The following is a 23,344-nucleotide window of genomic DNA, read 5'->3' as shown; positions in this document are numbered from 1 at the left end:
TGCAATCACGCTCGGTTAGTGAGGACAAGGGATCCGGCAGCGCCGAACATCATGCCGACACCCTGCACGAAGCTGATTTCCAGATCCGGTACTTGACGGAAAGCTTCGCCCCGAAGCTGGCGCACGGCTTCTTGAATCGCGAACATTCCGTACTTGCCGGTATGCGTGTATGACAGGCCGCCACCATTCGTGTTGATGGGCAATCGACCTCCAGGCTTCGTGTGGCCCTCGGCGAAGAATGCCCCTGACTCGCCTCGACCGACGAAGCCGGTGTCTTCGAGCATATAGAGCGGTAGATGTGCGAATGCGTCGTAGAACATGACATGGTCGACATCGGCATGTGAGATATCGGCTGAGGCGAACGCGTCCCGGCTCGCCCGCCGAAAGGCTCCGAAACTGTCCAGATCATCCATTTGGGAGACGAGTGGTGATTCTGCAGCCTCGCCTGATCCGAGCAGGTAGACAGCACGCGACGCGGATTGAAGATCTTTCGCGCGCTCGGCTGACGTCAATACGAGCGCGCCGCCACCGTCTGCGACCACACAGCACATGTCACGCGTGAACGGGTACGCGATCTCCGGTCCAGCCAAAATTTCGTCAATCGTCACGGGGTCGTTGCGTGCGGCCCGAGGATTGCCAACTGCCCACTCGCGTTGCGCGGCAGCGACAGTTGCGAGGTCCCGCTGTGACATGCCGCGGCTTTCGAGAAATGCCATGACCGGGACGGTAAAGCTGGCGTAGGGGGCCAGTGCACCGAAGGGAAATTCGAACTGGCCGGCGAGGGAGGCCGGGTCCATCACCCAAGGACTCGCGCCGACGCGGGAGCGTCCGGACTCACCGTGCGAGATCAGGACGACATTCGCGGCGCCGGCAGCGATTGCGGCCGCGGCGTGGCGGACATGGAGCATGAAACTGCAACCACCGACCGAAGTACCGTCCACCCATTGCGGCCGGATGCCTAAGTAGTCGGACACTTCGTACGGGGCAAAGCTGTCGTTTGCGATCCCGTCGACCTCACTCAACGCCACGCCTGCATCGGCCAGAGCAGCCAGAGCGGCCTCGGCGTGAAGTTGGGTGACCGATTGATTCGGAATCTTCCCGAGCCTGGCGGTCTCTGCCGCCCCGACGATCGCAATGTTTCCCCCATGCATGCGGGTCATTCGACTGCCTCGCGGGTGGGCGTGAACATCGGAAGCACCATGTCATCCCGTTCTTCATAGACGACTTCCAGTGGCATTCCGAGCGTGAGGTGACTCGGATCAGCCTCTACGTTCACAAGATTCGTCATCATACGAACGCCTTCGGCCAGGTTCACCAACGCGATTATCTGGGAAGCGGTGCCGAAGCCTAGAGCGGGTCGTCGATTGATCACGTACGACGCCAGCGTTGCCCGACCGGACACAGGCCGCCATTCGAGTCGGGAGGAACTGCAATTCGGACATTGGCTGCGCGGGTAGAACACGGCCTTGCCGCACTCGAGGCAATGCTGGATTTTCATGGCGTGCTCTCGCGTGCTTTCCCAGAACGGGATGGAATCGGGCGTGGGTACTGGTGCAGGCGCGTATTGGATCATGTTTCTCCTCTGTGCTCGAGCGATCAAATCGCCTGTTCGCGATTGTGTACAACTCACATGGATGTATACACCAGGTCGTGATCGCGATGAATAGTCGCACGAAAATGGGTCTTGCGGAAGTTGTGCGCATCATGTTTGTATCCATACGTGGGGTTCATTGCACAAGGAGGAGTTTGAAAATGGGAGTCTTGGACGGCCGGGTGGCTATCATCACCGGCGCGGGGCGTGGAATCGGAGCGTCGATCGCGCGGCTCTATGTGAATGAGGGCGCCCGAGTCGTTGTCAACGACCTGGGGTCGCAAGGCGACGGAACCGGTGCTGATGCGGGGCCGGCGTATGAAATTGCGAAAGAGTTGAATGCCGCCGTCGGAGATTCGGTTGCCATCGCCGATGGCGGAGACATCGCAGAAACTACGACAGGTCAGCGTCTCGTCGATATGGCGGTGGAAATCTTCGGCAAGCTCGATGTCGTCGTCAATGTCGCCGGTATTCTCCGCGACCGAATGATCTTCAACCTGGACGAAGAGGATTGGGATGCCGTCATCCGCGTACACCTGCGCGGTCACTACAGCACGCTCAAGCCCGCGTCGGTTTACTGGCGTAAGCAGCGAAATCCAGACGGGCACTACCGAGTTGTCAACTTCACGTCGTCGTCGGGTTTGCACGGATCGCCCGGACAACCCAACTATGCCGCTGCCAAGATGGGCATCGTCGGACTCACACAGTCGCTCGCGAATGGGCTTGCCCGCTACGGAGTTACGGCGAACGCCATTGCGCCGGGTGCAGCGACCCGTCTGACCGCGACGATTCCTGTTGACAAGAGCATCGGAAGCGAGTTCGCAGACGCGCGCTTCTCGCCTGAGAACATCGCACCAGTGACCGCGTACCTCGCGTCCGAGCAATCTGATTGGCTGTCCGGGCGGGTCATCTCCGCAGCTGGCTTCGACGTCGGTCTCTACAACGTGCCAGAAGAAATCGAGACGATCAGTGGCGAGGCGCCCTGGAATGTCGCGACACTAGCTCCTGAGATCGAGCGCAGGTTCCGCCCCCTTGCAGATGGCCTACCCGCGACTCCGTTCGCCGCACAGATCGGTAGCTGACCATGAGAGTAGTGGTTGATCGTGAACGCTGTACTGGTATCGGGATCTGCGAGTCGGTATCTGAATCGCACTTCGAGGTAGACGACGATGGTGCGCTCTGGATTCTCAGGGAAACTATCGCCGACGACGACCGTGCTGAAGTTGAGGAGGCAGTCCGAGCCTGTCCAGCAACCGCACTCAAAATCGTCGATGACTGAGCGTGCTTCTGGCGCGAACCCCTTGCGGGCGCGATGTTCGGATCGTGCCAACTCGAATCTTCTCGGGTGGGGAGTTCGCGGCTCCTTCCGTACTTATCTGAGAGGAGTTGGCGGTTCGGCTGTACCTACTGGTGGGGCCGTCGACCTCGGTGAGAGCTTCGGCTTTCCGGTTGTGGCGACGACGCGCGATGCTCTGATCACCGTTGGGAGCGTCCATTTTCTGGCACACGACGGACTTCTCGATCTGACTATCGGAAACCTCCACTTGCACAGAGTCGGCGAGATCGAGGAGCTTTCCGGACTGGTCAACGATGCGAGGAAGAGGATTGTGATCGGTTGGGCCGTTGCGGTATCGCCGGGCGAATCCACCACGGCCCCAATGATACTGCGCAAAGAAGCCGTCTCTCATTTCAACGGTACCTATCCGCCAGGAACGGAACTCGACCCTATCGAGTATTTGCACGCCTGAATGGTCTTCGGCCTGCACTCATCAGCCCGCATGAACCGGGACTCTCCGCCGAGCAGTGACTTGCTGCAAATGGTAGTGCTCGGTACCGGGACATGGCGGCACAATCCGCATCAATCATTAAGGAATTACACATGGCAATCGACCTCGCGTTCGTCGGAGCGGCAGGGGGTGAGACCGAACAGCGCTGGACCGCGAAAGACACGTTGCTTTACGCTGTGGCCGTGGGCGCCGGTCACGGCGATCCCAGTACGGAGTTGGAGTTCACGACCGAGAACTCGGCTGTCGGACACCGGGTTCTGCCATCGTTCATCTGCGTCGCTGCAAGATCTGTTTTGCCAGTTGGCTTTTCGGTAGATATGACTCGAATGCTCCACGCTGACATGCATTTCGAGCTTCTCGGTGACATACCTGCCGACGGCCATGTGCGGTCGACTATGCGCATCGACGGCATATACGACAAGGGTTCGGGCGCATTGATCGCCACAACTACCGATGTAGTCGACTTCGAATCGGGCAAGCTGTTGGCCCGCCTCGGGTCGGGGATGTTCGTCCGTGGCGAGGGTGGGTTCGGCGGTCAGCGCGGACCAACAGATGGCTGGGCCAGTCCTGAGCGGGAACCCGATTCGATTCTGACCTACGAGACGTTGCCGGAACAGGCACTGATCTACCGCCTGACCGGTGACCGAAATCCGCTGCACAGCGATCCTGAGTTCGCGGTCAAGGCCGGGTTTCCAGCGCCGATCCTTCACGGAATGGCGACCTATGGGTTCACGGCGCGTGCACTGCTACACGCTGTTGCAGACTCGGATCCTTCATGCTTCGGTAGCATGTACGGCCGGTTTACCAAGCCAGTTCAATTGGGTGAGACGCTCGAAGTGCAGGTGTGGAAGACCGCCGACGGCGCGCTCTTTCGCACCATGGATTCGTCCGGTGACGTGGTTATCGATCGTGGCCGGATGAGCCTCAGGAGTGCACGATGAGTGCTCTGTCCGGTGTGCGCGTGCTCGACCTGTCCGTCGGCATTGCAGGCCCGATTGTCGGAATGTTCCTCGGTGATTTCGGTGCCGACGTCGTTCGAGTCGAAGGTACAGCCGGTGACCCGCAAAGCTCCAGTTCAGGATACGCGGTCTGGAACCGAAACAAGCGAAGCGTACGCGTCGATCCCATGGATCGAGCCCACGTCGACTGGCTGACACAGTCTGTCGCGGCTGCTGACGTGGTGATACTGGGTGCGGATGCAGAGCTCTCGGACTGGGGACATCAGGTAGCCGAACAGGGCGCACGAAACGGGGAACTCGTCACGGTGAGATTGCCCGCGTACCTCGACAGCGATCCCGCGTGGATCGGAGGGGAATCGAATCACATTCTTGCCGGGATCGCGGGACAGGCGATGCGTCAGTCGTCGGTGAAGGGCGGACCCGTCGCGAGCATGTCACCGTTCATCTCCTACATCCACGGCATCTGGGCGTCGGTGTGTACAGTCGCCGCGCTCATCGAGCGCACGGTCTCCGGCGCTGGTCAGGTTGTTACTGTCACGGGGATTCAAGCGATCCTCGAGGCAACTGTCGGTTCGCTTACCGTCAGTCCGGCCGCACCGGATCCGGACACCGCGATCGGCGCGACGGGTCGGCACCCGACCTACAGGCACTTCGTTTGCGGAGACGGTTTGTGGATGTCGGTGGGTGCACTCGGATCTAAGTTCGAGGAACGGATTCTACGTGTCCTCGAACTCGAGCACGTGCTGACGGACCCTCGCATAGGCGGAGTCACCGCGAGGATGGCACTGCCAGAGAATCTGCCCTGGGTGCAAGCGTTGGTGGAAGCGGCGTTTGCATCGAAGAGTCGGTCGGACATGCTTACCCTCATCGAAAACGCGGGAATTCCCTGTGGGCCGATGAACTCGCGAGAGGAGTGGTTCGACAGCGAGCAGGTTGCCGCAATTGACATGCGTGTGCAGATAGAGGACCCGGCACGTGGTTCGGTTGAAATGCCGGGGATCCCGATCAATCTGACGAGGACACCGGGAGCGGTCCGTTTGTACGCACCGCGGCCTGGCGAACATGACGGTATCCCTCCATGGCCGGCCAAGGAACTGTCCGAGAGCCGTGAACCACGATTCGTGCCCGGGCCGCTCACCGGGTTTCAAGTGTTGAACATGGGAACATTCGTCGCTTCGCCGTACGCGGGAATGTTACTCAGCGAACTGGGCGCCGACGTCATCAAGGTCGAGCCCTATGCAGGTGACCCGTTTCGGTTGTCGGCGTACACATTCAATCGCGGGATGCGGAGTATTGCGATCGATCTTTCCGGCGACGAGGGACGCAGTGTGTTCCTCCGCCTGGCGGCAGAGGCCGACCTGGTGATGGACGCGATGCGCCCGGGGGTCATGAAGAAGCTGGGAATCGACTATGACGCCCTTGCCTCCGTCAACCCACGGATTGTGACGCAATCGCTGTCCGCCTACGGCGAGCGCGGTCCGAACGCGATGCGTCCCGGCGTGGACATGGTGCTTCAAGCGGAGAGCGGAATGATGTCGGCATGGGGAGGTGACGACATTCCGGTGGCGAACACCGTCGCTATCACGGACGTTGCCACCGCTTCGATCAGCGCCCTTCTCGCATTGCTCGGTCTCTACGAACGACAGATCTCGGGACTTGGGCAGCGCAGTTGGAATTCTCTTGCGGCCACGTCGGTGTTCTTACAGATGGAGAGCATGGTGCGATTCGACGGGGCGCCAGCGCCCGTCAAGGGGGGTCACGACTATCGGGGCGCTCATTCGCTCCAGTCCTACTACCGCACAAGGGATGGATGGATTGCGGTAGACGTCGACGAACGCGACCGCGAGGCGGCGATCCGCCGTTTGCGATCGGTCGGCATCATCTCGACTGAAAATCTGGGAGAAGACATCAGAGCTTCCATCGCTGTGCGCAACACCGCTGACGCACTGGCCGACCTGAAGAATGCGGAGATTCCCTGTGCTGAGGTGCGGACTGTCTCCGCGGTAGTCCGTGACCCGGAACTACTCGAGCACGAAGCATTTCATATTCGCAAGTCGGACGACGGCAGCACTTTTGTTCAGACCGGTAAGTATGCCGGTTTCAGCAGGACGCAACGGCGTGGACCGATGGTCCCCCCGGGAGTCGGAGAGCACACGCGAGACGTTTTGCGCGCTGTCGGTATGGACGAGTCCCAGATTTGTGCACTCGTCGAAGCCCAGGTCGTACACGCCGGGCAGCCGCTCGAGCACGTGTTGCCCATCTCGTACCGGTGAGGTTTCCGAGTTGAAAACGATTGACATGACCGATACCCACGTGGAAGTGCTGTCTCAGTTGAGATTCGCCGTGAATGCAAAAGGATTGAGGAATCTCGATATGGCCGCAGGCCTGGTGATAGTCGGAGCATCGCTGGCCGGCCTGCGCGCGGCGCAGGCCGTCAGACGGGACGGATACTGGGGACCGGTAACGCTCATCGGAGACGAACCGCACCTTCCATACGATCGCCCGCCATTGTCCAAGGCATACCTCGCTGACGACGCGGAGCCTGACTATTTCGTGACACCTGAGGAACTCGAGGCCGACGACATCGAGTTGCGCCTGTCGACGCGGGTGACGGCACTCGATCCCGAGCGTCGGCAAATCGTCGTAGGCGAGGAGCGGATCGATTACGACGTCCTGGTTATTGCGACCGGAGCATCACCGAGACTCATTCCATCTGTCGGTGATCTCCAAGGCGTCGCTACGCTTCGCACGCTGGATGACGCGGTCGCGATCCGCAAAGAACTCGGACGGGCCAAGGACGTCGTTGTCATCGGTGCAGGCTTCATCGGGTCGGAAATGGCTTCGGCGGCAAAGAGTCGCGGTGCCCGTGTGACAATTCTCGAGGCGGCTCCGGTACCTCTTGTCCGTGCGGTCGGAGACCGAGTGGGCGAGGCGATCTCAGGATTGCACGCGCGGCACGGCGTTCGCTTGATATGCGGTGCCAGTGTCGACGAGATCCGGGGCGTCAACGGCCGCGTCACCGAGGTGTTGACGGTGGGTGGTGAGCGAATTCCGGCCGACCTGGTCATTGTGGGCATAGGTGCGGTTCCTGCGACCGGCTGGCTCGAATCCTCCGGCATTCTTCTCAGCGCGGTTGACGGCGGGGTGGTATGTGACGAGTACCTGCGCACCTCTGTCCCCGGTGTGTACGCAGCGGGCGATGTCGCGCATTGGCCGAACGCGACTATGGGCATCGCGATGCGCCTCGAGAACTGGACCAGCGCCGCGGATCAGGGTGCGCGCGCCGGCTTGAACGCGGTGCTGGGGCAGGACGAGCAATTGCCGTTCGAAACGGTGCCGTACTTCTGGAGCGACTGGTACGGGCATCGGATTCAGTTCGTCGGTTCAGCTCTCGCAGATACGGTCGAATTCGTGACAGGCGGGCCAGACGAAGAGAAGTTCGTAGCTTTGTACCGCAAAGACAATCGCCTCGTCGGGGCGGCGACGCTCAACGAGCGTCGCCGAATCATGAAGCTACGTCGCATAATTCAGGACGGTGGCGAATGGGATTCCGCAATCGAGCTGTTGTCTCCGCACGAGCAGGCGCCCAGTGGCATCTGAGCCTTCGGGGGCGTTGTCTCCCGACTCCAGCACGGACACTCGATGTGGAGAACCGGAGGAGACAGAAGGATCGGCCGGACTGCCTCGCGAGATCTGGGTCATCGCTCTGATCAGTTTGCTGTCGTCGATCGGGTTGGGTGTTGTGGTTCCCGCTCTGCCGGCGCTTGGCAGCCTCTACGGAGTGGGGGTGGCGGCGATGACTGTTGCCATCAGCGGGTTCGCCGCCGCACGCCTGGTGACAAATGTGGGACTCACGTCCGTTCTACGGCGGGTCCCCTTGCAACCGATATTGGCGAGCGGACTCGCATTCCAAGGGAGTATGACGCTGTTGGCGGGGTCTGCCGACAATTACAACGCCTTCATCGTGTTTCGCACATTCAGTGGTGTCGGTAGTGCGGCATACACGATTGCGTCGACCGCGTTGATGGTGGCGATTTCCCCGCCGCTTCACCGTGGTCGGGCAATGAGTCTGCAGGCTGGAATGGTCGGGATCGGAACTGTCTCGGGACCGGCGATCGGCGGCGCGATAGTCCTGTTGGATCCACGTCTTCCGCTGGCGATCTATGGTTTGGTGTTGATCGTCGGCGCCGTCATGACACTCGTTTTCCTGCACAGGGTTCGGTCGATCCGTACGGTCGAGAATCGACCCGAGCCCGGAAGCGAGGCGGCCGAGGGTGATGATCGGATGAGTCGAGTTACGTTTCGCTGGCTGCTCAAAAGTCCCGTGTTCGCAACCGTCATTGTCGGCCAGATGATCAGTGGCGCTGTGTATTACGGAGTTCGGAGCGCGATCTTGCCTGCCTATCTCGAGTCGGTCGGGCACACGGTTGCCTTTGTTGGCATTGCGTTGACGATTGCTGCGCTCTCACAGGTGCTCGGGACTGTCGGTGCGGGTGTCGGGTCGGACAGGTTCGGTCGCTTTCCCTTGTTGGCGAGTTCGTACGTGGCAGCGATCATCGGGTTCGCTTTGTTGGGCGGTGGAAATCTCGTGTGGGTCGCGTTGGTAGCGTTTGCTGCCCTCGGTTTCGCTGGTGGCGTTCAACAATCCGCCACCGGGGCCTTGCTTGCCGACACGCCGGGAGGTCGGTCGGCTGCTGCGACGGGTGCCTTCTGGATAACCTTCGACATTTTTGCCATCATCGGCCCGGCGCTCGGAGGGTTGATTGCCGAGCAGCTCGGGATGTGGGTGGTACTCACCGCGGCTGTGCTCGTATTGACCTGGGCCCTCATTCACTCTCTCGTGTCTTGGCGGCGGGTTACACGCACAGCCGAATGATGTAGGCACGAGTTCAAGCGCCTGTCTTGTTTGAAGACAAACGTGGCGAGTGGATCCAGGCTGGGGTCGTACCGTGACAGAAATTTTCTAAAACATCTGTGAAGCAACATATTCGGAGCAACTCGATCAGTTTTGACTCCGCTTCCAGGCTTCACGGAAATTTGCCTATTCGGGTTAATGAGTTCATCGAAACAAGGTGTGGCGGTTCGCCGCACCGCAACCGCTAGGAATGAGGATCGAATGGCCATGATCAAGTATCCGGGCATGTTCCGGAACGAGCACCCCGTCACAACAGACGTCGACATCAGTTCGGACAGCTTCTGGAATCAGGATTTCATAGCTCGAGATGAGGTATTCGCGAAGCTGCGCCGCGAGGCACCAGTAAGCTGGCACCGCGCGCGAGAGACGCCCGAAATCCCTGAAAAGTATCGAGACGTAGGCTTCTGGGCGATCACGAAACACGAAGACATCACTGCAATCAGCTTGGACCACCAGACCTTCAGTTCAGATCAGCGCCGTGGTGGCCAGATGTTTCGCTCACAGGACTGGGACATCGTCGGTGCGTCGCACTGTCTGACAATGGACCCGCCGGATCACACTCGGTATCGCAAGATCATGAGCGCGGCCTTCACACCGAAGGCAGTTGCCAGACTCAGCCAGAAGATCAACGAGCGCGCCGAGCAAATCATCGATCGTGTGATCGACGCAGGCGAGTTCGATTTCGTGACCGACGTGTCGGCCAGGCTGCCGATGATGACAGTCGCGGACTTGATCGGCGTCCCTGAAGAACTCGTGGAGGCGTTCGCCCAGGCGGGTGACAATGCAGTAGGGATCAATGATCCGGACATAGTCCCAGATGGTGTCAGTCTGTCCGAGTTCCTGAGCCAACAGATGAACACTCTTGTGGAAATCGGCGTAGATCTGGTCGAACATCGAAAAAAGTACCCTGCCGACGACATCGCGACTGCGCTCGCACAGGCGGAGTTCGACGGTCGGCGCCTGGACACCGAAGACATCGGGGCAATTATGGGTCTTCTCAGCGTCGCCGGGAACGACACGACGAAGCAGACCACGACGCGCACCGTGATCTCTCTCGATCGCAACCCAGATCAGCGCAAATGGCTCGTGGAGGACTTCGACGGTCGAATCGGCCGTTCGATCGAGGAGTTCATTCGCCATGCCTCACCCGTCCTCGAGTTCGGTCGCTCAGTGACTCGCGACGTCGAGATCCGCGGACAGCAGATTCAGGCCGGCGACAAAGTAGTGATTTTCTACTGCTCGGGAAATAGGGATGAGGACGTGTGGACTGATGCACACACCTTCGACCTCAATCGGGAGCCGCGACCACACCTGGGATTCGGTGGCGGTGGCGTGCACTACTGCCTGGGCAATGGTGTCGCGAAAGCGCAGCTTCGGGCGTTGTTCTCACAGATTCTCACGAGGCTTCCCGATCTTCAGATCGGGGAACCGGTTGATCTCCGAAGCGACTTCATCCATGGCGTCAAGTCTCTACCGGCGAGGACGAAATAATGCGCGCAGCGATACTGCGGAATCACGATGCTCCTTTCACGATCGAAGATGTACAACTCGGCGAACTCCGGCAGAACGAGGTCCTGGTCGAAATCGTCGGTGTCGGTATCTGTCACACCGATCTGCTGTTGCGAGACCCCGGTCTGGCGGAGGCGATAGGACCGGCGATCCTGGGGCACGAAGGAGCCGGGATCGTCAAGGAAGTCGGATCGGCGGTCACCCAGGTCGGACCCGGAGACCACGTCCTATTGAGTTTCGATTCCTGCGGTACCTGTAAGAACTGTCAGAGTGGATCACCCGCGTACTGTGACGAGTTCGAACGTCGAAATCTCACCGGCTATCGGGCTGATGCCACGACGGCTGCCGTAGACACCGATGACAAGCCGCTCGCCAATCGCTGGTTTGGGCAGTCCTCGTTCGGTGAATTCGCCATTGCTACCGAGCGAAACCTCGTGGTCATCGATCCTGACCTTCCGCTCGGATTGCTCGGACCGTTGGGCTGTGGCCTGCAGACCGGCGCCGGTGCGGTCTTGAATGAGATGAAGATTGCACCCGGTCAGTCAATCGCCGTCTTCGGCGCCGGAGCTGTCGGTCTCGCAGCAGTGATGGCCGCCAAGATAGCCGGCGCAACTGACATCGTCGTGGTGGATCTTCACCAGTCGAGGCTGGACGTCGCACTCCAAGTCGGCGCCACCCGGGTGGTGCGCGGCGACGCCGACGATGTGGCCGATCAAGTGCGGAACGGCACCGCAGGGATGGACTTCACATTCGACACAACCGCGATAGGTGCAGTGATCTCCACAGCCGTCGATGTGCTTGCACGCCCGGGCAAGGCCGTGTTGGTCGGCGCGGGATCGGACGAGCTCCGCGTATCACCGACCGCTCTCGCTGGAAGGAGTATTACGTTCGTCCTCGAAGGCAATGCGGTTCCACAGATCTTCATTCCGCAACTCATCGAGTACTGGCGTGACGGCCGATTCCCCTTCGACCAGTTCGTGAACGTATATCCGTTCGAGGAAATCAATCGAGCGGTGCTCGATTCTCTGTCCGGTCACACAATCAAACCTGTCCTCACTTTCGGCTCGGAGAGGAGCTGACCTCATGACAACCAGACCAATTTCCCAGGTCTTTGCAGCGACGTCGAACGGTGAAGACCTGTCCGTGTCGGACCATTTCGAGGTGATCAATCCATCGACCGGGCGTCCATTCGGCTTAGCACCGTCAGTGACAGTCGATCAGCTCGACGGTGTTTTCGAGGCCGCCCACGCGGCATACCTCGTTTGGCGCACCGACGACAACACACGACGCGAGGCGATGCGCAAGGCCGCAGACGTACTGGACGCCAGAGCTGCGGACCTTGCTCCGGTGCTCACGGCAGAACAGGGTAAGCCGCTCAGTGACGCCGAAGCGGAGTTTCACGCCGCTGCGGTTTGGCTGCGTTACTACGCAGATCTCGAGCTTCCGCCGGAAATCATCCGCGACGATGCAGAAGCATTCGAGCAGGTCGTTCGCCGTCCGCTAGGTGTCGTCAGCGCGATCACACCCTGGAATTTTCCGATAATGCTCGCCATGTGGAAGATCGCCCCTGCGCTACGCGCCGGCAACACGATCGTTGTCAAGCCATCTCCGTTCACGCCGCTGGCCACGCTCGCGATAGGTGACGTACTTCGCGGAGTGTTTCCCAACGGTGTCTTCAATGTCGTGACAGGTCCAGACCCGTTGGGTGCGGCCATGGTAAGTCATCGCATCCCTCGTAAGGTTAGTTTCACCGGGTCCACCGCCACCGGACGCAGAGTGGCAGTGTCGGCGGCTGAAGATCTCAAGCGGGTGACGCTCGAGCTCGGAGGAAACGATCCGGCAATCATCCTGTCAGACGCAAACATCGAAGAGATCGCGCCAAAGCTGTTTTGGGGTGCTTTCGCCAACAACGGGCAGATCTGCCTTGCCGTCAAACGCGTTTACGCACATGCGAGCATAAAGCCGAGATTGGTAGACGCGCTCGCCGCGATTGCGAAGGATGTGGCAGTCGGCGACGGGATGGACAGCGGAGTCCAACTGGGGCCGGTGAACAATGCGCCTCAATTCGCGCGGGTCAAGGAACTGGTCTTCGATGCAATTGGGAACGGCGCTCGGGCTGTGGCCGGCGGCGCTCCGCTGGACCGCGACGGCTATTTCTTCAGTCCAACGATTCTCGATCGGGTTGATGACGGAATGCGAATTGTAGATGAGGAGCAGTTCGGCCCCGTCCTACCGATCGTTTCCTTCCAGGACGAGCGTGATGCTATCGATCGGGCGAACAATTCCGAGTACGGCTTGACCGCTTCCGTCTGGAGCAATGACGTAGATCATGCGGCCTCGGTGGCGTCCCACATCGATGCTGGGCAGGTAGCGATCAACGGCCACGGTCGCGGTGTCCTGCCGCACCTCCCGTTCGGTGGGCACAAGGCAAGCGGCGTAGGAGTGGAGAACGGCCCTTGGGGGCTTTACGGCTTCACAGACATCCAGGTTATCGCAGCTCCTCCTCGCAACTGAGCGAGAGATACCGCCCACCTGCGCGCCCGTGGCTCGGAGGTCAGCGCGACGATCGTCGACAATGCCAATTTGTCGGCGATCGTCGTTCGAATATTGCCGTCCCTAGTTCTCTCTAGGACACGCGCTAGAGAGAGGGATATCCGTCTACGCGGCTTGTACCGTCGATGGGCATGGACCCCGTGCGCAATCCGTATGCCCCCGGTGCCGGTCAACGCCCGCCGGAACTCGCCGGGCGCGACAAGCAGATCGACGCCTTCGACGTCGTTCTCGAGCGAATTGCGCGTGGCCGCCCGGAACGAAGTGTTGTCCTCACCGGCTTGCGTGGCGTCGGCAAGACCGTCCTGCTCAATCAGTTGCGTTCGGCCGCGATCTCCCGAAGCTGGGGGACAGGCAAGATCGAGGCGCGCCCCGATCAGGATTTACGACGCCCACTCTCGTCGGCGCTGCACATGGCAGTCCGAGAGATCGCGGTCTCCCATCGCGATCCGGAGCGGGTCGAGCAGTTCCTCGGAGTCCTCAAATCGTTTGCCCTACGCGCCACTGCGGACAAGGGAATGCGCGAGCGCTGGCAGCCAGGCATCGATGCACCCGCGATCAAAGGTCGGGCAGACAGCGGCGACATCGAGATCGACCTCGTCGAGTTGCTGCTCGACGCGTCGTCGCTGGCCAGAGATGTCGGCGTCGGGATCGCCATCTTCATCGACGAGATGCAGGACCTCGGAGCCGCGGATGTCTCGGCGATCTGCGGGGCCTGCCACGAGTTGAGTCAGGACGCGGCACCGTTGATCGTCGTCGGGGCGGGGCTTCCGCATCTGCCTGCTGTGCTGTCGGCGTCGAAAAGCTACTCGGAGCGCCTGTTCAGCTACCACCGGATCGACCGCCTCGAGCGTGAAGCTGCAGATCAGGCGCTGATCGCACCTGCCGAGCGTGAGGACGTCGAGTTCACCGAATCCGCGCTCGACGCTCTGTACGAAGCGGCTGACGGGTACCCGTACTTCGTTCAGGCCTACGGAAAAGCCACGTGGGATGTGGCGGCGTCGAGTCCGATCACGGCAGAAGACGTGCGCGTCGGCGCGCCGACGGCGGAGGAAGAACTCGCTGTCGGTTTCTTCGGATCGCGGTACGAGCGAGCAACGCCCGCGGAGCGTGAGTACATGCGCGCCATGGCCGATCTCGCCGGTGACGACGGGCCCGTCGCAACCGCGAAGATCGCCGTCGAGTTGGGGCGCAAACCGGCTTCCCTGTCGCCGGCACGCGATGGACTGATCAAGAAGGGGCTGATCTATTCGGCAGAACGTGGATCCATCGGATTCACGGTCCCGCACTTCGGCCGATACCTGCGCGGACAAGCGGAGTGAACGCGCTCGAAACCGCGTGGGATCGGGTGGCGGCGCTCAGTCCCAATCCACCGGCGTGGGTAGTTCAACTGGCCGCGTTGATCGCCGTGATCATTGTTCTCGAACCACACCTGTGGCGGATCGCCCGCAACGTCGTCACCATCGCACACGAGGGTGCTCATCTGATCGTCGCCGTCCTGGTCGGTCGACGGTTGAAAGGTCTTCGCCTGCATTCGGATACGTCGGGTGTTGCGATCTCGTCGGGCAAACCGACCGGCTTCGGCGTCATTCTGATGACGTTCGCGGGGTACGTCGGACCGTCGATTCTCGGACTCGGCGCGGCCGGGTTGTTGGGCGCGCAGCGTGCGGTCTCGGTGCTGTGGATCGGCGTATTCGTCATCGCGGTGATGATGGTCCTGATCCGAAACCTCTACGGAGTCTTCTCACTTGCAGTCGTGGGAGCCGTGTTGTTCGGGCTCGTCTGGTGGGGGACCCAGGAGCAGCAAGTGGCCGCAGCGTACTTCCTGACGCTCTTCCTCCTCTTTGCCGGACCACGCCCGGTCGTGGAACTTCAACGGCAGCGAATGCGACGAGGCGGGGCACCGGACTCGGACGCCGACCAATTGGCCAGGCTCTCACCGATACCCGCGATCGTCTGGGTCGGGTTGTTCCTGCTCGTGAACGTAGCGGTGCTCGTGCTCGGCGGATGGTGGATTCTGCGCCCGGTGGGTGGCTGACCGGATTGATCCGTTGTCCCGTCAGGACAACGGACCAACGATTGTTGATGCTCTGCGGACGTAGTCATCGCATGAAGGCGCTCATATCGTGGAAGTCGACGAGGGGTCGTGTGGGGACTTCACACGGCCACACCCGCAACGACGAAGACCGTCGACGATGACAAGGATTCGTTTTGGACTACAAGAACTTCCGCGGACGAACCGCGATCATGTCCGGGGGAAGCCGTGGCATCGGACTTGCCATCGCCCGTGCGATAGCGCGCCGCGGCGGAAATATCGTGTTGCTCGCCAAGACCGATACGCCGGATCCCAGGCTGCCCGGAACTATCCACACGGCTGTGGACGAGTTGAACGAGCTCGAGGGTCATGCCGTTCCGGTCGTCGGCGACGTGAGGAACGACGACGACATCGCGCGGGCCGTGGCTGCAGCGGTAGAGCACTTCGGTGGCATCGACATCGTGGTCAACAACGCGAGCGTCCTCGACATCTCGAAAACCGAAGATCTCGCGATGAAGCGATTCGATCTGATGCAGCAGGTCAATGTCCGTGGTAGCTTCGCGCTCACCCGCGCGTGCCTTCCGTACCTTCGGGTTTCGGCCAATGCGCACGTGTTGACGCTGTCGCCGCCGCTCAACTTTTCGCCGCACTGGTTGGGTGCTCATCCGGGCTACATGTTGGCCAAATACGGAATGACATTGGCGGCCTTGGGCATCGCCGCAGAGTATTCAGGTGCACCGATTTCGAGTAATTGCCTGTGGCCGGAGACCATGATCGCCACGGCCGCTGTCGGAAACCTGCTCGGGGGAGACGACAGTATCGAGCACTCGCGTTCACCCGAGATCATGGCCGATGCGGCTGTCGAGATTCTCGGGCGTCCCGCCGGCACGGATACCGGTCGTACAGTGCTCGACGTCGAGATCTTGCGCGAGGCGGGGATCTCGGACTTCTCGCAGTACGGCGGTCGGTCACCGTTGGCGATCGACATCTTCGTCGACGCTCCAATTCCGTGACCTCGGGCGATCTACAGGTATCTAGCCAAATCGCTAGATACATGTAGATCTTCCTCACGCCACTTCGTGCTCGCCGCCCGGGGCAACCTTCTGAAGTCCGCGATATGCGTCGCTGGCACTTTGGCGACCGCCGATGACGGCCTCGACCTCCGCGGCAATCGGCATGTCGACACCGTATTCACGGGCCAGATCCATGACGGTGGGGGCAGTCTTGACGCCCTCGGCAACCTGGCCGAGCTTGGCTACCGCCTCCTCGACGGTCAATCCCTGCGCCAGAGCTTCGCCGACGCGACGATTGCGAGAAGTCGGAGCCATGCAGGTGGCAATCAGATCGCCGACGCCCGTCAAGCCGGCAAAGGTGCGCGGGTTGGCGCCCATCGCCTCACCGAGTCGGGTCATCTCGGCGAGACCGCGTGCGAGCACCATCGCACGAGTGTTGTCACCGACCCCCAGACCGTCAGCCATGCCCGAGGCGATGGCAACGATGTTCTTGAGGATGCCGCCGAGTTCACAGCCGAGTACGTCGGTGTTGCGGTAGACGCGGAAGACCGACGATGCGAACAGGGGTTGCAGCGCGGCGGCGACACGATCGTCCTGGGTGGCCACGACCGATGCCGCGGCCATGCCGTCGACGATTTCTTTGGCGATGTTGGGGCCCGCGAGCAATCCGACGGGATGGCCGGGCAGGCACTCGGCGATCACTTCGGTGGGACGCTGCCGGGTGCCGGGCTCGAGGCCCTTGGACAGTGACAACACCGGGACCCACGCCCGAACCTCGTTGGCGATCTCGGCGAGGGTGGAGCGAACGGCGTGCGATGGCACCCCGCATACGAGTACGTCCGCTTCGCGGGCGGCTTCGACCAGATCCGAGGTTGCCTTGAGCCCCTTGGGAAGTTTGCGCTCACCAAGGTATTTGGAGTTGGTCCGTTGCGAATTGATCTCGTCGGCTGCTTCGGAATTGCGTGCCCACAACAGGGTCGGGGTGTTGCGGGCGGCGAGGCCGGCCACCGTGGTTCCCCACGATCCGGCACCGAGGACGACGACGCGTACCGGGCGGGCCATCAGAGTGCGCTGTTCTGGGTAGCGAGTGCTGTCATGGCGCCAAGCGTTCCACTTGCGGAGCAGTTGCGGGCCAATTCCGCCGAGTCTGTGGCTCGACTTACAGATGAGGCGGCGGTTCGGGGCTTTCGCGCATTGTTTCGACCGCTTCTGCGGATTCCGCGACGATCGAGCGCATGGCGGCTTCCGCGGCGTCGGCGTCCCCGGCCTGAATAGCAGATGCGACCACTCCGTGCAGGTGAATCGCTTCGGGGTCGGCCTCGTGGGGCATCAACGAGTGGCGGGTGCGGCCTTCGAGTATCTCGACGACGATCTGCGACATCGCCCGCAGCATCGGGTTGCCGGAAGCGGCGAGCAATGTGCGGTGAAAGTCGGAATCATGGCCGAGATATGCGTCGGTATCGGCAGCGCGCGAGGTAGCTGACATGCCGATGACGGCTGCAGTGAGAGCGCCGCACTGCTCAGGTGTGGCGCGAGTTGCGGCCAGTCGCGCAGCCAGAGGTTCGATGCCGGAACGGAGTTCACTGAGGATCGAAAGTTGCTCGAACCGATCAGGACCGGCCAGTTGCCAGCGGATGACATTGGGGTCGAGCGAGTTCCAGTGTTCGGAGCCCAGGATGGTGATTCCGACGCGTCGACGAACCGAGGCGAGTCCGAGGGATTCGAGAACGCGGACAACTTCGCGGATGACGGTTCGCGACACGTCGTATCGCGTTGCCACCTCGTCGGCGGAGATCGTGGTTCCCGGAGCGAGCACACCACCGACTATGTCTTGGCCGAGCTGTTCCAGCATCGAGTCGTGTAACTGCTGAAACGGGACAGAAGGCATACGTAGATCGTCCCATGCGTATGGAGTAAGCCCGGTGGAAGCCGAATAAATACTACAAATTAGTGTCTGCTCTTGAAATTGTAGGTTAATTAAGGAACAGTGACCTCAATCACTCATCGGACTGGGAGTCCCTATGAACACCACAGCATTGCTGGCGGCCGAGGTCGTCCCCGCTGGTAGCGACGCACGATTGATCATCGCTGCAGTCGCCGGCGTCGCGGTCATCATCGCGTTGATCACCTGGCTGGACCTGCATCCCTTCCTCGCGCTGTCCATCGGCGCGGTGGGCGTCGGTCTGGCGGCCGGCCTCGGATCGGCCGAGTCGGTCGCGGCATTCGCGACAGGCTTCGGGTCGACAATGGGAAGCGTTGGAATCCTGATCGGTTTCGGCGCGATGTTCGGCAAACTCCTCGCCGATTCCGGCGGTGCCGACCGAGTGGTCGACACGCTGGTCGGCCGTTCCAGCACCAAGGCACTTCCGTGGACCATGGCTCTGGTCGGCGCAGTGATCGGTCTGCCGATGTTCTTCGAAATCGGTCTCGTCCTGTTGATGCCGGTCATCATCCTCGTCGCGCGGCGTTCCGGCTTGTCCCTGATGCGCATCGCGATCCCCACCCTCGCCGGCCTCTCGGCCATGCACGGGTTGGTTCCCCCGCACCCCGGGCCGCTGGTTGCAGTCTCGGCTTTGAACGCAAACCTCGGCCTCACCCTCGCTCTCGGTGTCCTCGTCGCGATCCCCACGGTTGTTCTCGCCGGACCGGTCTTCAGTAAGTACGCCGCGCGGTGGGTCGACGTAACGGTCCCGGATCTTTTTGTCACAGGCGAAGATCGAGGCGAGAAAGAGAAGAAGCAGCGTCCCTCGTTCGCGGCTACCCTCGCAGCGATCCTCCTGCCGGTTGTTCTCATGCTGGGCAAAGCATTTGCAGACGTGATCGCACCCGATTCCGAGGCACTCCCCAAGTCCGTCCTCGACTTCCTCGGAACACCCGTTGTGGCTTTGGGTCTCGCGGTTCTGGTCGGTATGGTGCTGTTGGGTCGCGGCGGCGGAATGGACCGCAAGGCCATCTCGAAGTCACTCGAGAGTTCCCTACCTCCCATCGCAGGCATCTTGTTGATCGTCGGCGCCGGTGGCGGTTTCAAGCAGGTCCTGATCGACACCGGTATCGCCGGAGTGATCGCCGACGCGATCAAGGGCAGCAGCCTCCCCGTGCTGTTCCTGGCCTGGCTGGTAGCGGTATTGATCCGCGTCGCAACGGGTTCGGCGACGGTGGCAACGGTGACGGCGTCGGGCATCCTTGCTCCGGTTGCGGCCGATCTCTCGTCCGCACATGTCTCGCTGATGGTCTTGGCGATCGGCGCAGGCTCGCTCTTCCTCTCGCACGTCAACGACGCCGGATTCTGGTTGGTGAAGGAGTATCTGGGCGTCAGCGTGGTACAGAACCTCAAGACCTGGACCGTGATGGAATGCATCATCTCGGTATCGGGCCTGGCCGGAGTGCTCGTGTTGAGCGCATTCATCTAGGTAGGCGAGCACATGAACAGCGAAGCGGCACAGCAGAAGCAGTATCCCGTGCTCGTCCTGATGGGTGTCTCGGGTTCGGGAAAGTCGACGGTCGGCGGCATGCTCGCCGGAGCGATGGGTTGGGACCTTCAAGAAGGCGACGATCTGCATCCGCAGGCGAACATCGACAAGATGGCGACCGGGCATCCGCTGAACGACGACGATCGCTGGCCCTGGCTCGACAAGATCGCCGTCTGGATCAAGAGCCATACCGACGCCGGTCAGCCGGGCATCGTCACGTGTTCGGCACTCAAGCGGAGTTACCGCGACGTGCTTCGCGGTGAGCACGTCGTGTTCGTGCACCTCGCCGGTTCGCGGGATCAGATCGGCCAGCGATTGACCGCTCGCCTCGATCACTACATGCCCGCCTCGCTGCTCGACTCCCAGATCTCGACACTCGAGGCCGTCGACCCGGACGAACAGGCCATCGTCGTCGACGTGGGCGGGAGTCCCGCCAAGATCGCGGAGGAGATCCTGCGACGGGTGGAGACATTCGAATACTGAGCAAGCCCGGCGTGTAAGCACCCGAGGTTCGGGTTACGGTGCTTGGGTGACTGCTGCTGCGCAGACGGACTGAACCGTGACCGACTTCGACTTCCACAGCGTCTGGACGCTTCCTGCCTCTGCTGACCGCGTCTACGAGGTTCTCGCGGATGCCGAACGGTATTCGCAGTGGTGGCCTCAGATACGCCGAGTCGGGACGATCGACGAGCATTCAGGCTCCATGTCCATCCGCAGCGCTGTCCCTCTGACGCTGCTGGTCTTCGGGCGACGCGAGGTGGAAGACTCAGTTGACCGCTATCTGAAAGTGCGTCTCACCGGCGCAATGACCGGGTGGAGTAGCTGGGCGGTGCGCCCCGCTGGATCTGGTTGCGCAGCCGAATTTCGGCAACAGGTAGCGGTGTCCGGAGCGCTTGGTCTGGCCGCGAAGGTCGCGAAGCCGCTGTTCGAGTGGAATCATGAAGCGATGATGCGTGGAGGGCACCGCGGACTGTGCGCATATCTCTCCCGGCCGTGATCGCGACCAGAACTTGCACACGCTCGAGCAATTGATCCATACCCGTCGTGTCATTTTGACGCAGCGTCAGTTATCGTTCACATCAGCAGCCGACAAGTATGTGTAACTCAAATGCACAAAACGGCTTGACCTGGGAGGACGCTATGCGGACGCGAGATTCGACGGTATGGCATTGGAACGTGAGTCCGCGAGCGCGGGTTATCTTCTGCCTGACCAGGACGTTCGTGAAGCCGATGTTCACCCTCTGGCCGACCACCGAACGTGGTATCCGCCAACTCGAGCGACTCGACGCGATGGCGGACAAACTGCCGAAGCCGAAGAACCTCGATATCGAGCCTTTCACGCTGGGTGGTGTGCCCAGCGAGAAGGTGCAGCATCCACGCAAAGCGCAGGGCGAGTTGGCCGGCGCCACGATCCTCTACTTCCACGGAGGGGGATTCGTCTTCTGCGGTCTGGCAACGCACCGGGCACTGTGCGGTTTGCTCTCTGCGAAGGCCGGAGTACCGGTGATCTCCGTGCGCTACCGCCAGCTGCCGGAAGGTTCCATCGGCACCTCCGTCAAGGACGCAATGGCCGCGTACACCGCGTTGCTCGAGACAGCCGAAAACCCGAACAAGATTGTGGTTGCCGGTGACTCGGCGGGCGGATACCTGGCCATGAAGGTCGCCGAAATTACCGCACTGCGCGGAATCACGCGGCCCGCTGCCGTGGTGGGATATTCCCCTCTTCTCAACGTGAACCTCGAGGACCATGATCCCGATTTCATGAAACGTGATGCCTACCTACCGATGTCACAGGTCGAAAAGCTCAAGGACCGGTGGCTCGAGGGTCCGGACGAGATTCCTGGTGCGCAGTCGCCGATCAACGCCGACGCCAGTCTGATTCCGCCGTCGTTCCTGGTGTCCGCCGAATACGAACTGATGCGTCCGGACGTCGAGATCATGACCGAAAACTTGATCAAGGCAGGACAAGCCGTCGAAACGCACATCTGGAGTGGGCAGATCCATGCTTTCCCGGTGATCGGGAAAGCTCTTCGGGAGGGGAAGGCGATCGTCGATCTCACGATCAAGTTCCTCGAGCGAACGATGGCATCGCAGAACCAGATCAGCGCCTGACGCTGCTTTTCAGCCGATCGATGTGAGTGTTGCGTAGTCGTCGTTGTCGAGAACGCCGTCGACGACTGCGCGAACTTCCGAGGCGTGCAACGTGATCGAACCGCCGTGATTGTCGAGGAAGGCTGTGTCTGCGGCATCTCGGCCGGTCGAGATGCGCACAAGATTGCTGCGCGGCGCCAATTGCGTTGCATCGACCACGCGCCAGACGTGGTCGATATTGGCTTCGACTACGGCGTGAAAATCCATCGGATCGCAGCCCGGCGCGTAGACGGCCACCAGTCGAGCGGGAATCCCCACGGCGCGCAGCAGTGAGATGGTCAGGTGCGAGTAGTCGCGGCACACTCCGGCGCCGGCGAGCAAGGTGTCGACCGCACTGTCGGTGCCGCGACTGGTGCCGGGAACATAACTCAAATGTGTACTCACCCAGCGAGTGACTTCGAGGAGGAGTTCGGCCGGGGGAGTGGCGAGATCGAATTGCCCGGCGACAAAACCGAAGAACTTGTCGGCCTCGGCATACCGGCTGGGGCGCAGATATTTCGACACGTCGTAGTCGCTGACCGACGCCGGTTCTGCGCGGCCGATGACGGTTGCGTCGTAGCTGACGATCAGTTTGCCTGGGGCACAGTCGAGTAGGTGAATCCGGGTACCGTGTTCGGCGGTGATCTCGCGGGGTTCGAGCGGATTGCCGTCATGGACGAACGACATCGTTTCCAGCAGTTCGACACCCGGCGCGCGCGTCACCGCGATCTTGAACTCCAGGTTGGTCGCCTCGTCGATCTCGATGTCGAGCAGGGCGGCGACGGTACGTTTCATCGGGCCATCTTTACACCGAATACGGACACCCACCACCTGGGAGGATTGTGACGTGCGATCAGGCTTCGGGGTAGTCGACGTCGACGCCGCTGCTGAGGTCGCTGCACTCCACCAACTCGACCCCGTGTTCGCGTAGGTAGGTGTTGGCGCCGCCGTCCCCGGTGAGTGACTTTGCAAGCGTCGGCCAGTGGTCGCGTCCGATCAGGACGGGATGGCCGGGACGGCCGTGAAAGACAGCTCTTCGCAGTATGTTTCGTGATGGGGAGCTGTGACCCACGATCCGCGTCACGGTGTCTGCGTTGAGGTCCGGGACGTCGACCAGGGAGATCGCTGCCGCATCTGCGTCGTCGATTCGCATGGCGGCTTCGAGTCCGCAGCGCAGTGACGCGCTCATTCCGTGTTGCCAATCCGATATCACCACAATGACATCGGTGGTGGGCAGTAGTTCGAGGGCGTCCTCTGCCTGCGCGCCGAGCACCACGATGACCGGTGAGAGGCCTGCGGACTGCAGTGTCGTCACCCCGTGGTGGAGCCAAGACTGACCCTCGGTGTTTGTGACGAGCGCTTTGGGTTTGCCCATGCGGGATCCG

General features: G+C 61.3%; 23 protein-coding genes. 17 read left to right on the top strand and 6 right to left on the bottom strand.

The genetic code is table 11. From position 1 onward, the window contains the following. Window positions 1-5: 5 nt before the first annotated feature. Window positions 6-1,160, bottom strand: a complete 1,155-nt coding sequence (locus RWT78_RS00115; RefSeq protein WP_054831219.1) for a thiolase C-terminal domain-containing protein — start codon at window positions 1,158-1,160, stop codon at window positions 6-8. After that, on the bottom strand, window positions 1,157-1,573 hold the full coding sequence (locus RWT78_RS00110; protein ID WP_054825378.1) for an OB-fold domain-containing protein: 417 nt from the start codon (window positions 1,571-1,573) through the stop codon (window positions 1,157-1,159). The genes RWT78_RS00115 and RWT78_RS00110 overlap by 4 nt, the downstream gene beginning before the upstream one ends. 179 nt (window positions 1,574-1,752) lie before the next feature. Here RWT78_RS00110 and RWT78_RS00105 point away from each other — a divergent pair, with 179 nt between their 5' ends. The 13 genes from RWT78_RS00105 (at window position 1,753) to RWT78_RS00045 (ending at window position 16,359) form a co-directional block, all read left to right on the top strand. Beyond that, on the top strand, window positions 1,753-2,673 hold the full coding sequence (locus RWT78_RS00105; RefSeq protein WP_054825379.1) for an SDR family NAD(P)-dependent oxidoreductase: 921 nt from the start codon (window positions 1,753-1,755) through the stop codon (window positions 2,671-2,673). Between the two features lie 2 nt (window positions 2,674-2,675). After that, window positions 2,676-2,870 carry a ferredoxin gene (locus tag RWT78_RS00100; protein ID WP_054825380.1) on the top strand — a complete coding sequence of 65 codons (195 nt, stop codon included), beginning with the start codon at window positions 2,676-2,678 and terminating at the stop codon, window positions 2,868-2,870. Continuing rightward, window positions 2,863-3,339, top strand: coding sequence for an HtaA domain-containing protein (locus RWT78_RS00095; protein WP_314672948.1), 477 nt, complete (start codon window positions 2,863-2,865; stop codon window positions 3,337-3,339). The genes RWT78_RS00100 and RWT78_RS00095 overlap by 8 nt, the downstream gene beginning before the upstream one ends. A gap of 131 nt (window positions 3,340-3,470) precedes the next feature. Further along, window positions 3,471-4,319 carry a MaoC/PaaZ C-terminal domain-containing protein gene (locus tag RWT78_RS00090; protein ID WP_314672945.1) on the top strand — a complete coding sequence of 283 codons (849 nt, stop codon included), beginning with the start codon at window positions 3,471-3,473 and terminating at the stop codon, window positions 4,317-4,319. Further along, window positions 4,316-6,610, top strand: a complete 2,295-nt coding sequence (locus RWT78_RS00085; RefSeq protein ID WP_314672943.1) for a CoA transferase — start codon at window positions 4,316-4,318, stop codon at window positions 6,608-6,610. Before RWT78_RS00090 ends, RWT78_RS00085 begins: the two co-directional genes overlap by 4 nt. 25 nt (window positions 6,611-6,635) lie before the next feature. Then, a complete protein-coding gene (locus RWT78_RS00080) occupies window positions 6,636-7,937 on the top strand; it encodes an FAD-dependent oxidoreductase (protein WP_314672941.1) in 1,302 nt (433 codons plus the stop codon). Beyond that, window positions 7,927-9,213: an MFS transporter gene (locus RWT78_RS00075; protein ID WP_314672937.1), complete on the top strand. Its 1,287-nt coding sequence runs from the start codon at window positions 7,927-7,929 to the stop codon at window positions 9,211-9,213. Before RWT78_RS00080 ends, RWT78_RS00075 begins: the two co-directional genes overlap by 11 nt. 240 nt (window positions 9,214-9,453) lie before the next feature. Then, on the top strand, window positions 9,454-10,743 hold the full coding sequence (locus RWT78_RS00070; RefSeq protein WP_314672935.1) for a cytochrome P450: 1,290 nt from the start codon (window positions 9,454-9,456) through the stop codon (window positions 10,741-10,743). Continuing rightward, on the top strand, window positions 10,743-11,840 hold the full coding sequence (locus RWT78_RS00065) for an NAD(P)-dependent alcohol dehydrogenase (RefSeq protein ID WP_054825389.1): 1,098 nt from the start codon (window positions 10,743-10,745) through the stop codon (window positions 11,838-11,840). The genes RWT78_RS00070 and RWT78_RS00065 overlap by 1 nt, the downstream gene beginning before the upstream one ends. 4 nt (window positions 11,841-11,844) lie before the next feature. Continuing rightward, window positions 11,845-13,275 carry an aldehyde dehydrogenase family protein gene (locus RWT78_RS00060; RefSeq protein WP_314672931.1) on the top strand — a complete coding sequence of 477 codons (1,431 nt, stop codon included), beginning with the start codon at window positions 11,845-11,847 and terminating at the stop codon, window positions 13,273-13,275. A gap of 170 nt (window positions 13,276-13,445) precedes the next feature. Further along, window positions 13,446-14,633, top strand: coding sequence for an ATP-binding protein (locus RWT78_RS00055; protein WP_007729973.1), 1,188 nt, complete (start codon window positions 13,446-13,448; stop codon window positions 14,631-14,633). Beyond that, window positions 14,630-15,349 (top strand): M50 family metallopeptidase, encoded by a 720-nt coding sequence (locus tag RWT78_RS00050; protein ID WP_003940327.1) that lies wholly within the window; start codon window positions 14,630-14,632, stop codon window positions 15,347-15,349. Before RWT78_RS00055 ends, RWT78_RS00050 begins: the two co-directional genes overlap by 4 nt. Window positions 15,350-15,522: 173 nt before the next feature. Next, window positions 15,523-16,359 (top strand): NAD(P)-dependent oxidoreductase, encoded by an 837-nt coding sequence (locus RWT78_RS00045; protein ID WP_314672919.1) that lies wholly within the window; start codon window positions 15,523-15,525, stop codon window positions 16,357-16,359. Window positions 16,360-16,413: 54 nt separating this feature from the next. Here the strand turns inward: RWT78_RS00045 and RWT78_RS00040 are convergent, their stop codons facing one another. Continuing rightward, window positions 16,414-17,421 (bottom strand): NAD(P)H-dependent glycerol-3-phosphate dehydrogenase, encoded by a 1,008-nt coding sequence (locus RWT78_RS00040; RefSeq protein WP_003940093.1) that lies wholly within the window; start codon window positions 17,419-17,421, stop codon window positions 16,414-16,416. Between the two features lie 97 nt (window positions 17,422-17,518). Further along, the gene (locus RWT78_RS00035; protein ID WP_047272025.1) at window positions 17,519-18,247 is read right to left on the bottom strand and encodes a FadR/GntR family transcriptional regulator; all 729 of its coding nucleotides are present in this window, start codon (window positions 18,245-18,247) and stop codon (window positions 17,519-17,521) included. A gap of 133 nt (window positions 18,248-18,380) precedes the next feature. On the opposite strand from RWT78_RS00035, the gene RWT78_RS00030 reads away from it, so the two are divergent. The 4 genes from RWT78_RS00030 (at window position 18,381) to RWT78_RS00015 (ending at window position 21,941) form a co-directional block, all read left to right on the top strand. Next, window positions 18,381-19,769 carry a gluconate:H+ symporter gene (locus tag RWT78_RS00030; protein WP_314672900.1) on the top strand — a complete coding sequence of 463 codons (1,389 nt, stop codon included), beginning with the start codon at window positions 18,381-18,383 and terminating at the stop codon, window positions 19,767-19,769. A gap of 12 nt (window positions 19,770-19,781) precedes the next feature. Next, entirely contained in the window at window positions 19,782-20,312 is a 531-nt protein-coding gene (locus RWT78_RS00025) for a gluconokinase (protein ID WP_020909302.1), read from the top strand. 76 nt (window positions 20,313-20,388) lie between these two features. Continuing rightward, window positions 20,389-20,826, top strand: coding sequence for an SRPBCC family protein (locus tag RWT78_RS00020; RefSeq protein WP_054801947.1), 438 nt, complete (start codon window positions 20,389-20,391; stop codon window positions 20,824-20,826). 143 nt (window positions 20,827-20,969) lie between these two features. After that, entirely contained in the window at window positions 20,970-21,941 is a 972-nt protein-coding gene (locus tag RWT78_RS00015; protein ID WP_054825391.1) for an alpha/beta hydrolase, read from the top strand. A gap of 9 nt (window positions 21,942-21,950) precedes the next feature. Here the strand turns inward: RWT78_RS00015 and RWT78_RS00010 are convergent, their stop codons facing one another. Beyond that, window positions 21,951-22,754, bottom strand: coding sequence for a transglutaminase family protein (locus RWT78_RS00010; protein WP_030536536.1), 804 nt, complete (start codon window positions 22,752-22,754; stop codon window positions 21,951-21,953). Window positions 22,755-22,812: 58 nt separating this feature from the next. Next, window positions 22,813-23,344: nucleotidyltransferase family protein (locus tag RWT78_RS00005; RefSeq protein ID WP_314672854.1), on the bottom strand; the 532-nt coding region annotated here is incomplete at its 5' end.

Source organism: uncultured Rhodococcus sp. (genome assembly GCF_963525155.1).
Classification (GTDB): Bacteria; Actinomycetota; Actinomycetes; order Mycobacteriales; family Mycobacteriaceae; genus Rhodococcus_F; species Rhodococcus_F qingshengii.
Note: the sequence above shows the minus strand (reverse complement) of the source record. Positions and strands in the feature narration are given on the sequence as shown.

Bases quoted from the DNA above. Each gene is read 5' to 3' on its own strand.
- RWT78_RS00100 (WP_054825380.1), top strand. From the start codon at position 2,676: ATGAGAGTAGTGGTTGATCGTGAACGCTGTACTGGTATCGGGATCTGC.
- RWT78_RS00035 (WP_047272025.1), bottom strand. From the start codon at position 18,247: ATGCCTTCTGTCCCGTTTCAGCAGTTACACGACTCGATGCTGGAACAG.
- RWT78_RS00010 (WP_030536536.1), bottom strand. From the start codon at position 22,754: ATGAAACGTACCGTCGCCGCCCTGCTCGACATCGAGATCGACGAGGCG.
- RWT78_RS00065 (WP_054825389.1), top strand. From the start codon at position 10,743: ATGCGCGCAGCGATACTGCGGAATCACGATGCTCCTTTCACGATCGAA.
- RWT78_RS00105 (WP_054825379.1), top strand. From the start codon at position 1,753: ATGGGAGTCTTGGACGGCCGGGTGGCTATCATCACCGGCGCGGGGCGT.
- RWT78_RS00055 (WP_007729973.1), top strand. From the start codon at position 13,446: ATGGACCCCGTGCGCAATCCGTATGCCCCCGGTGCCGGTCAACGCCCG.
- RWT78_RS00085 (WP_314672943.1), top strand. From the start codon at position 4,316: ATGAGTGCTCTGTCCGGTGTGCGCGTGCTCGACCTGTCCGTCGGCATT.
- RWT78_RS00095 (WP_314672948.1), top strand. From the start codon at position 2,863: ATGACTGAGCGTGCTTCTGGCGCGAACCCCTTGCGGGCGCGATGTTCG.
- RWT78_RS00110 (WP_054825378.1), bottom strand. From the start codon at position 1,573: ATGATCCAATACGCGCCTGCACCAGTACCCACGCCCGATTCCATCCCG.
- RWT78_RS00025 (WP_020909302.1), top strand. From the start codon at position 19,782: ATGAACAGCGAAGCGGCACAGCAGAAGCAGTATCCCGTGCTCGTCCTG.
- RWT78_RS00080 (WP_314672941.1), top strand. From the start codon at position 6,636: ATGACCGATACCCACGTGGAAGTGCTGTCTCAGTTGAGATTCGCCGTG.
- RWT78_RS00015 (WP_054825391.1), top strand. From the start codon at position 20,970: ATGCGGACGCGAGATTCGACGGTATGGCATTGGAACGTGAGTCCGCGA.
- RWT78_RS00030 (WP_314672900.1), top strand. From the start codon at position 18,381: ATGAACACCACAGCATTGCTGGCGGCCGAGGTCGTCCCCGCTGGTAGC.
- RWT78_RS00060 (WP_314672931.1), top strand. From the start codon at position 11,845: ATGACAACCAGACCAATTTCCCAGGTCTTTGCAGCGACGTCGAACGGT.
- RWT78_RS00115 (WP_054831219.1), bottom strand. From the start codon at position 1,160: ATGACCCGCATGCATGGGGGAAACATTGCGATCGTCGGGGCGGCAGAG.
- RWT78_RS00070 (WP_314672935.1), top strand. From the start codon at position 9,454: ATGGCCATGATCAAGTATCCGGGCATGTTCCGGAACGAGCACCCCGTC.
- RWT78_RS00040 (WP_003940093.1), bottom strand. From the start codon at position 17,421: ATGGCCCGCCCGGTACGCGTCGTCGTCCTCGGTGCCGGATCGTGGGGA.
- RWT78_RS00090 (WP_314672945.1), top strand. From the start codon at position 3,471: ATGGCAATCGACCTCGCGTTCGTCGGAGCGGCAGGGGGTGAGACCGAA.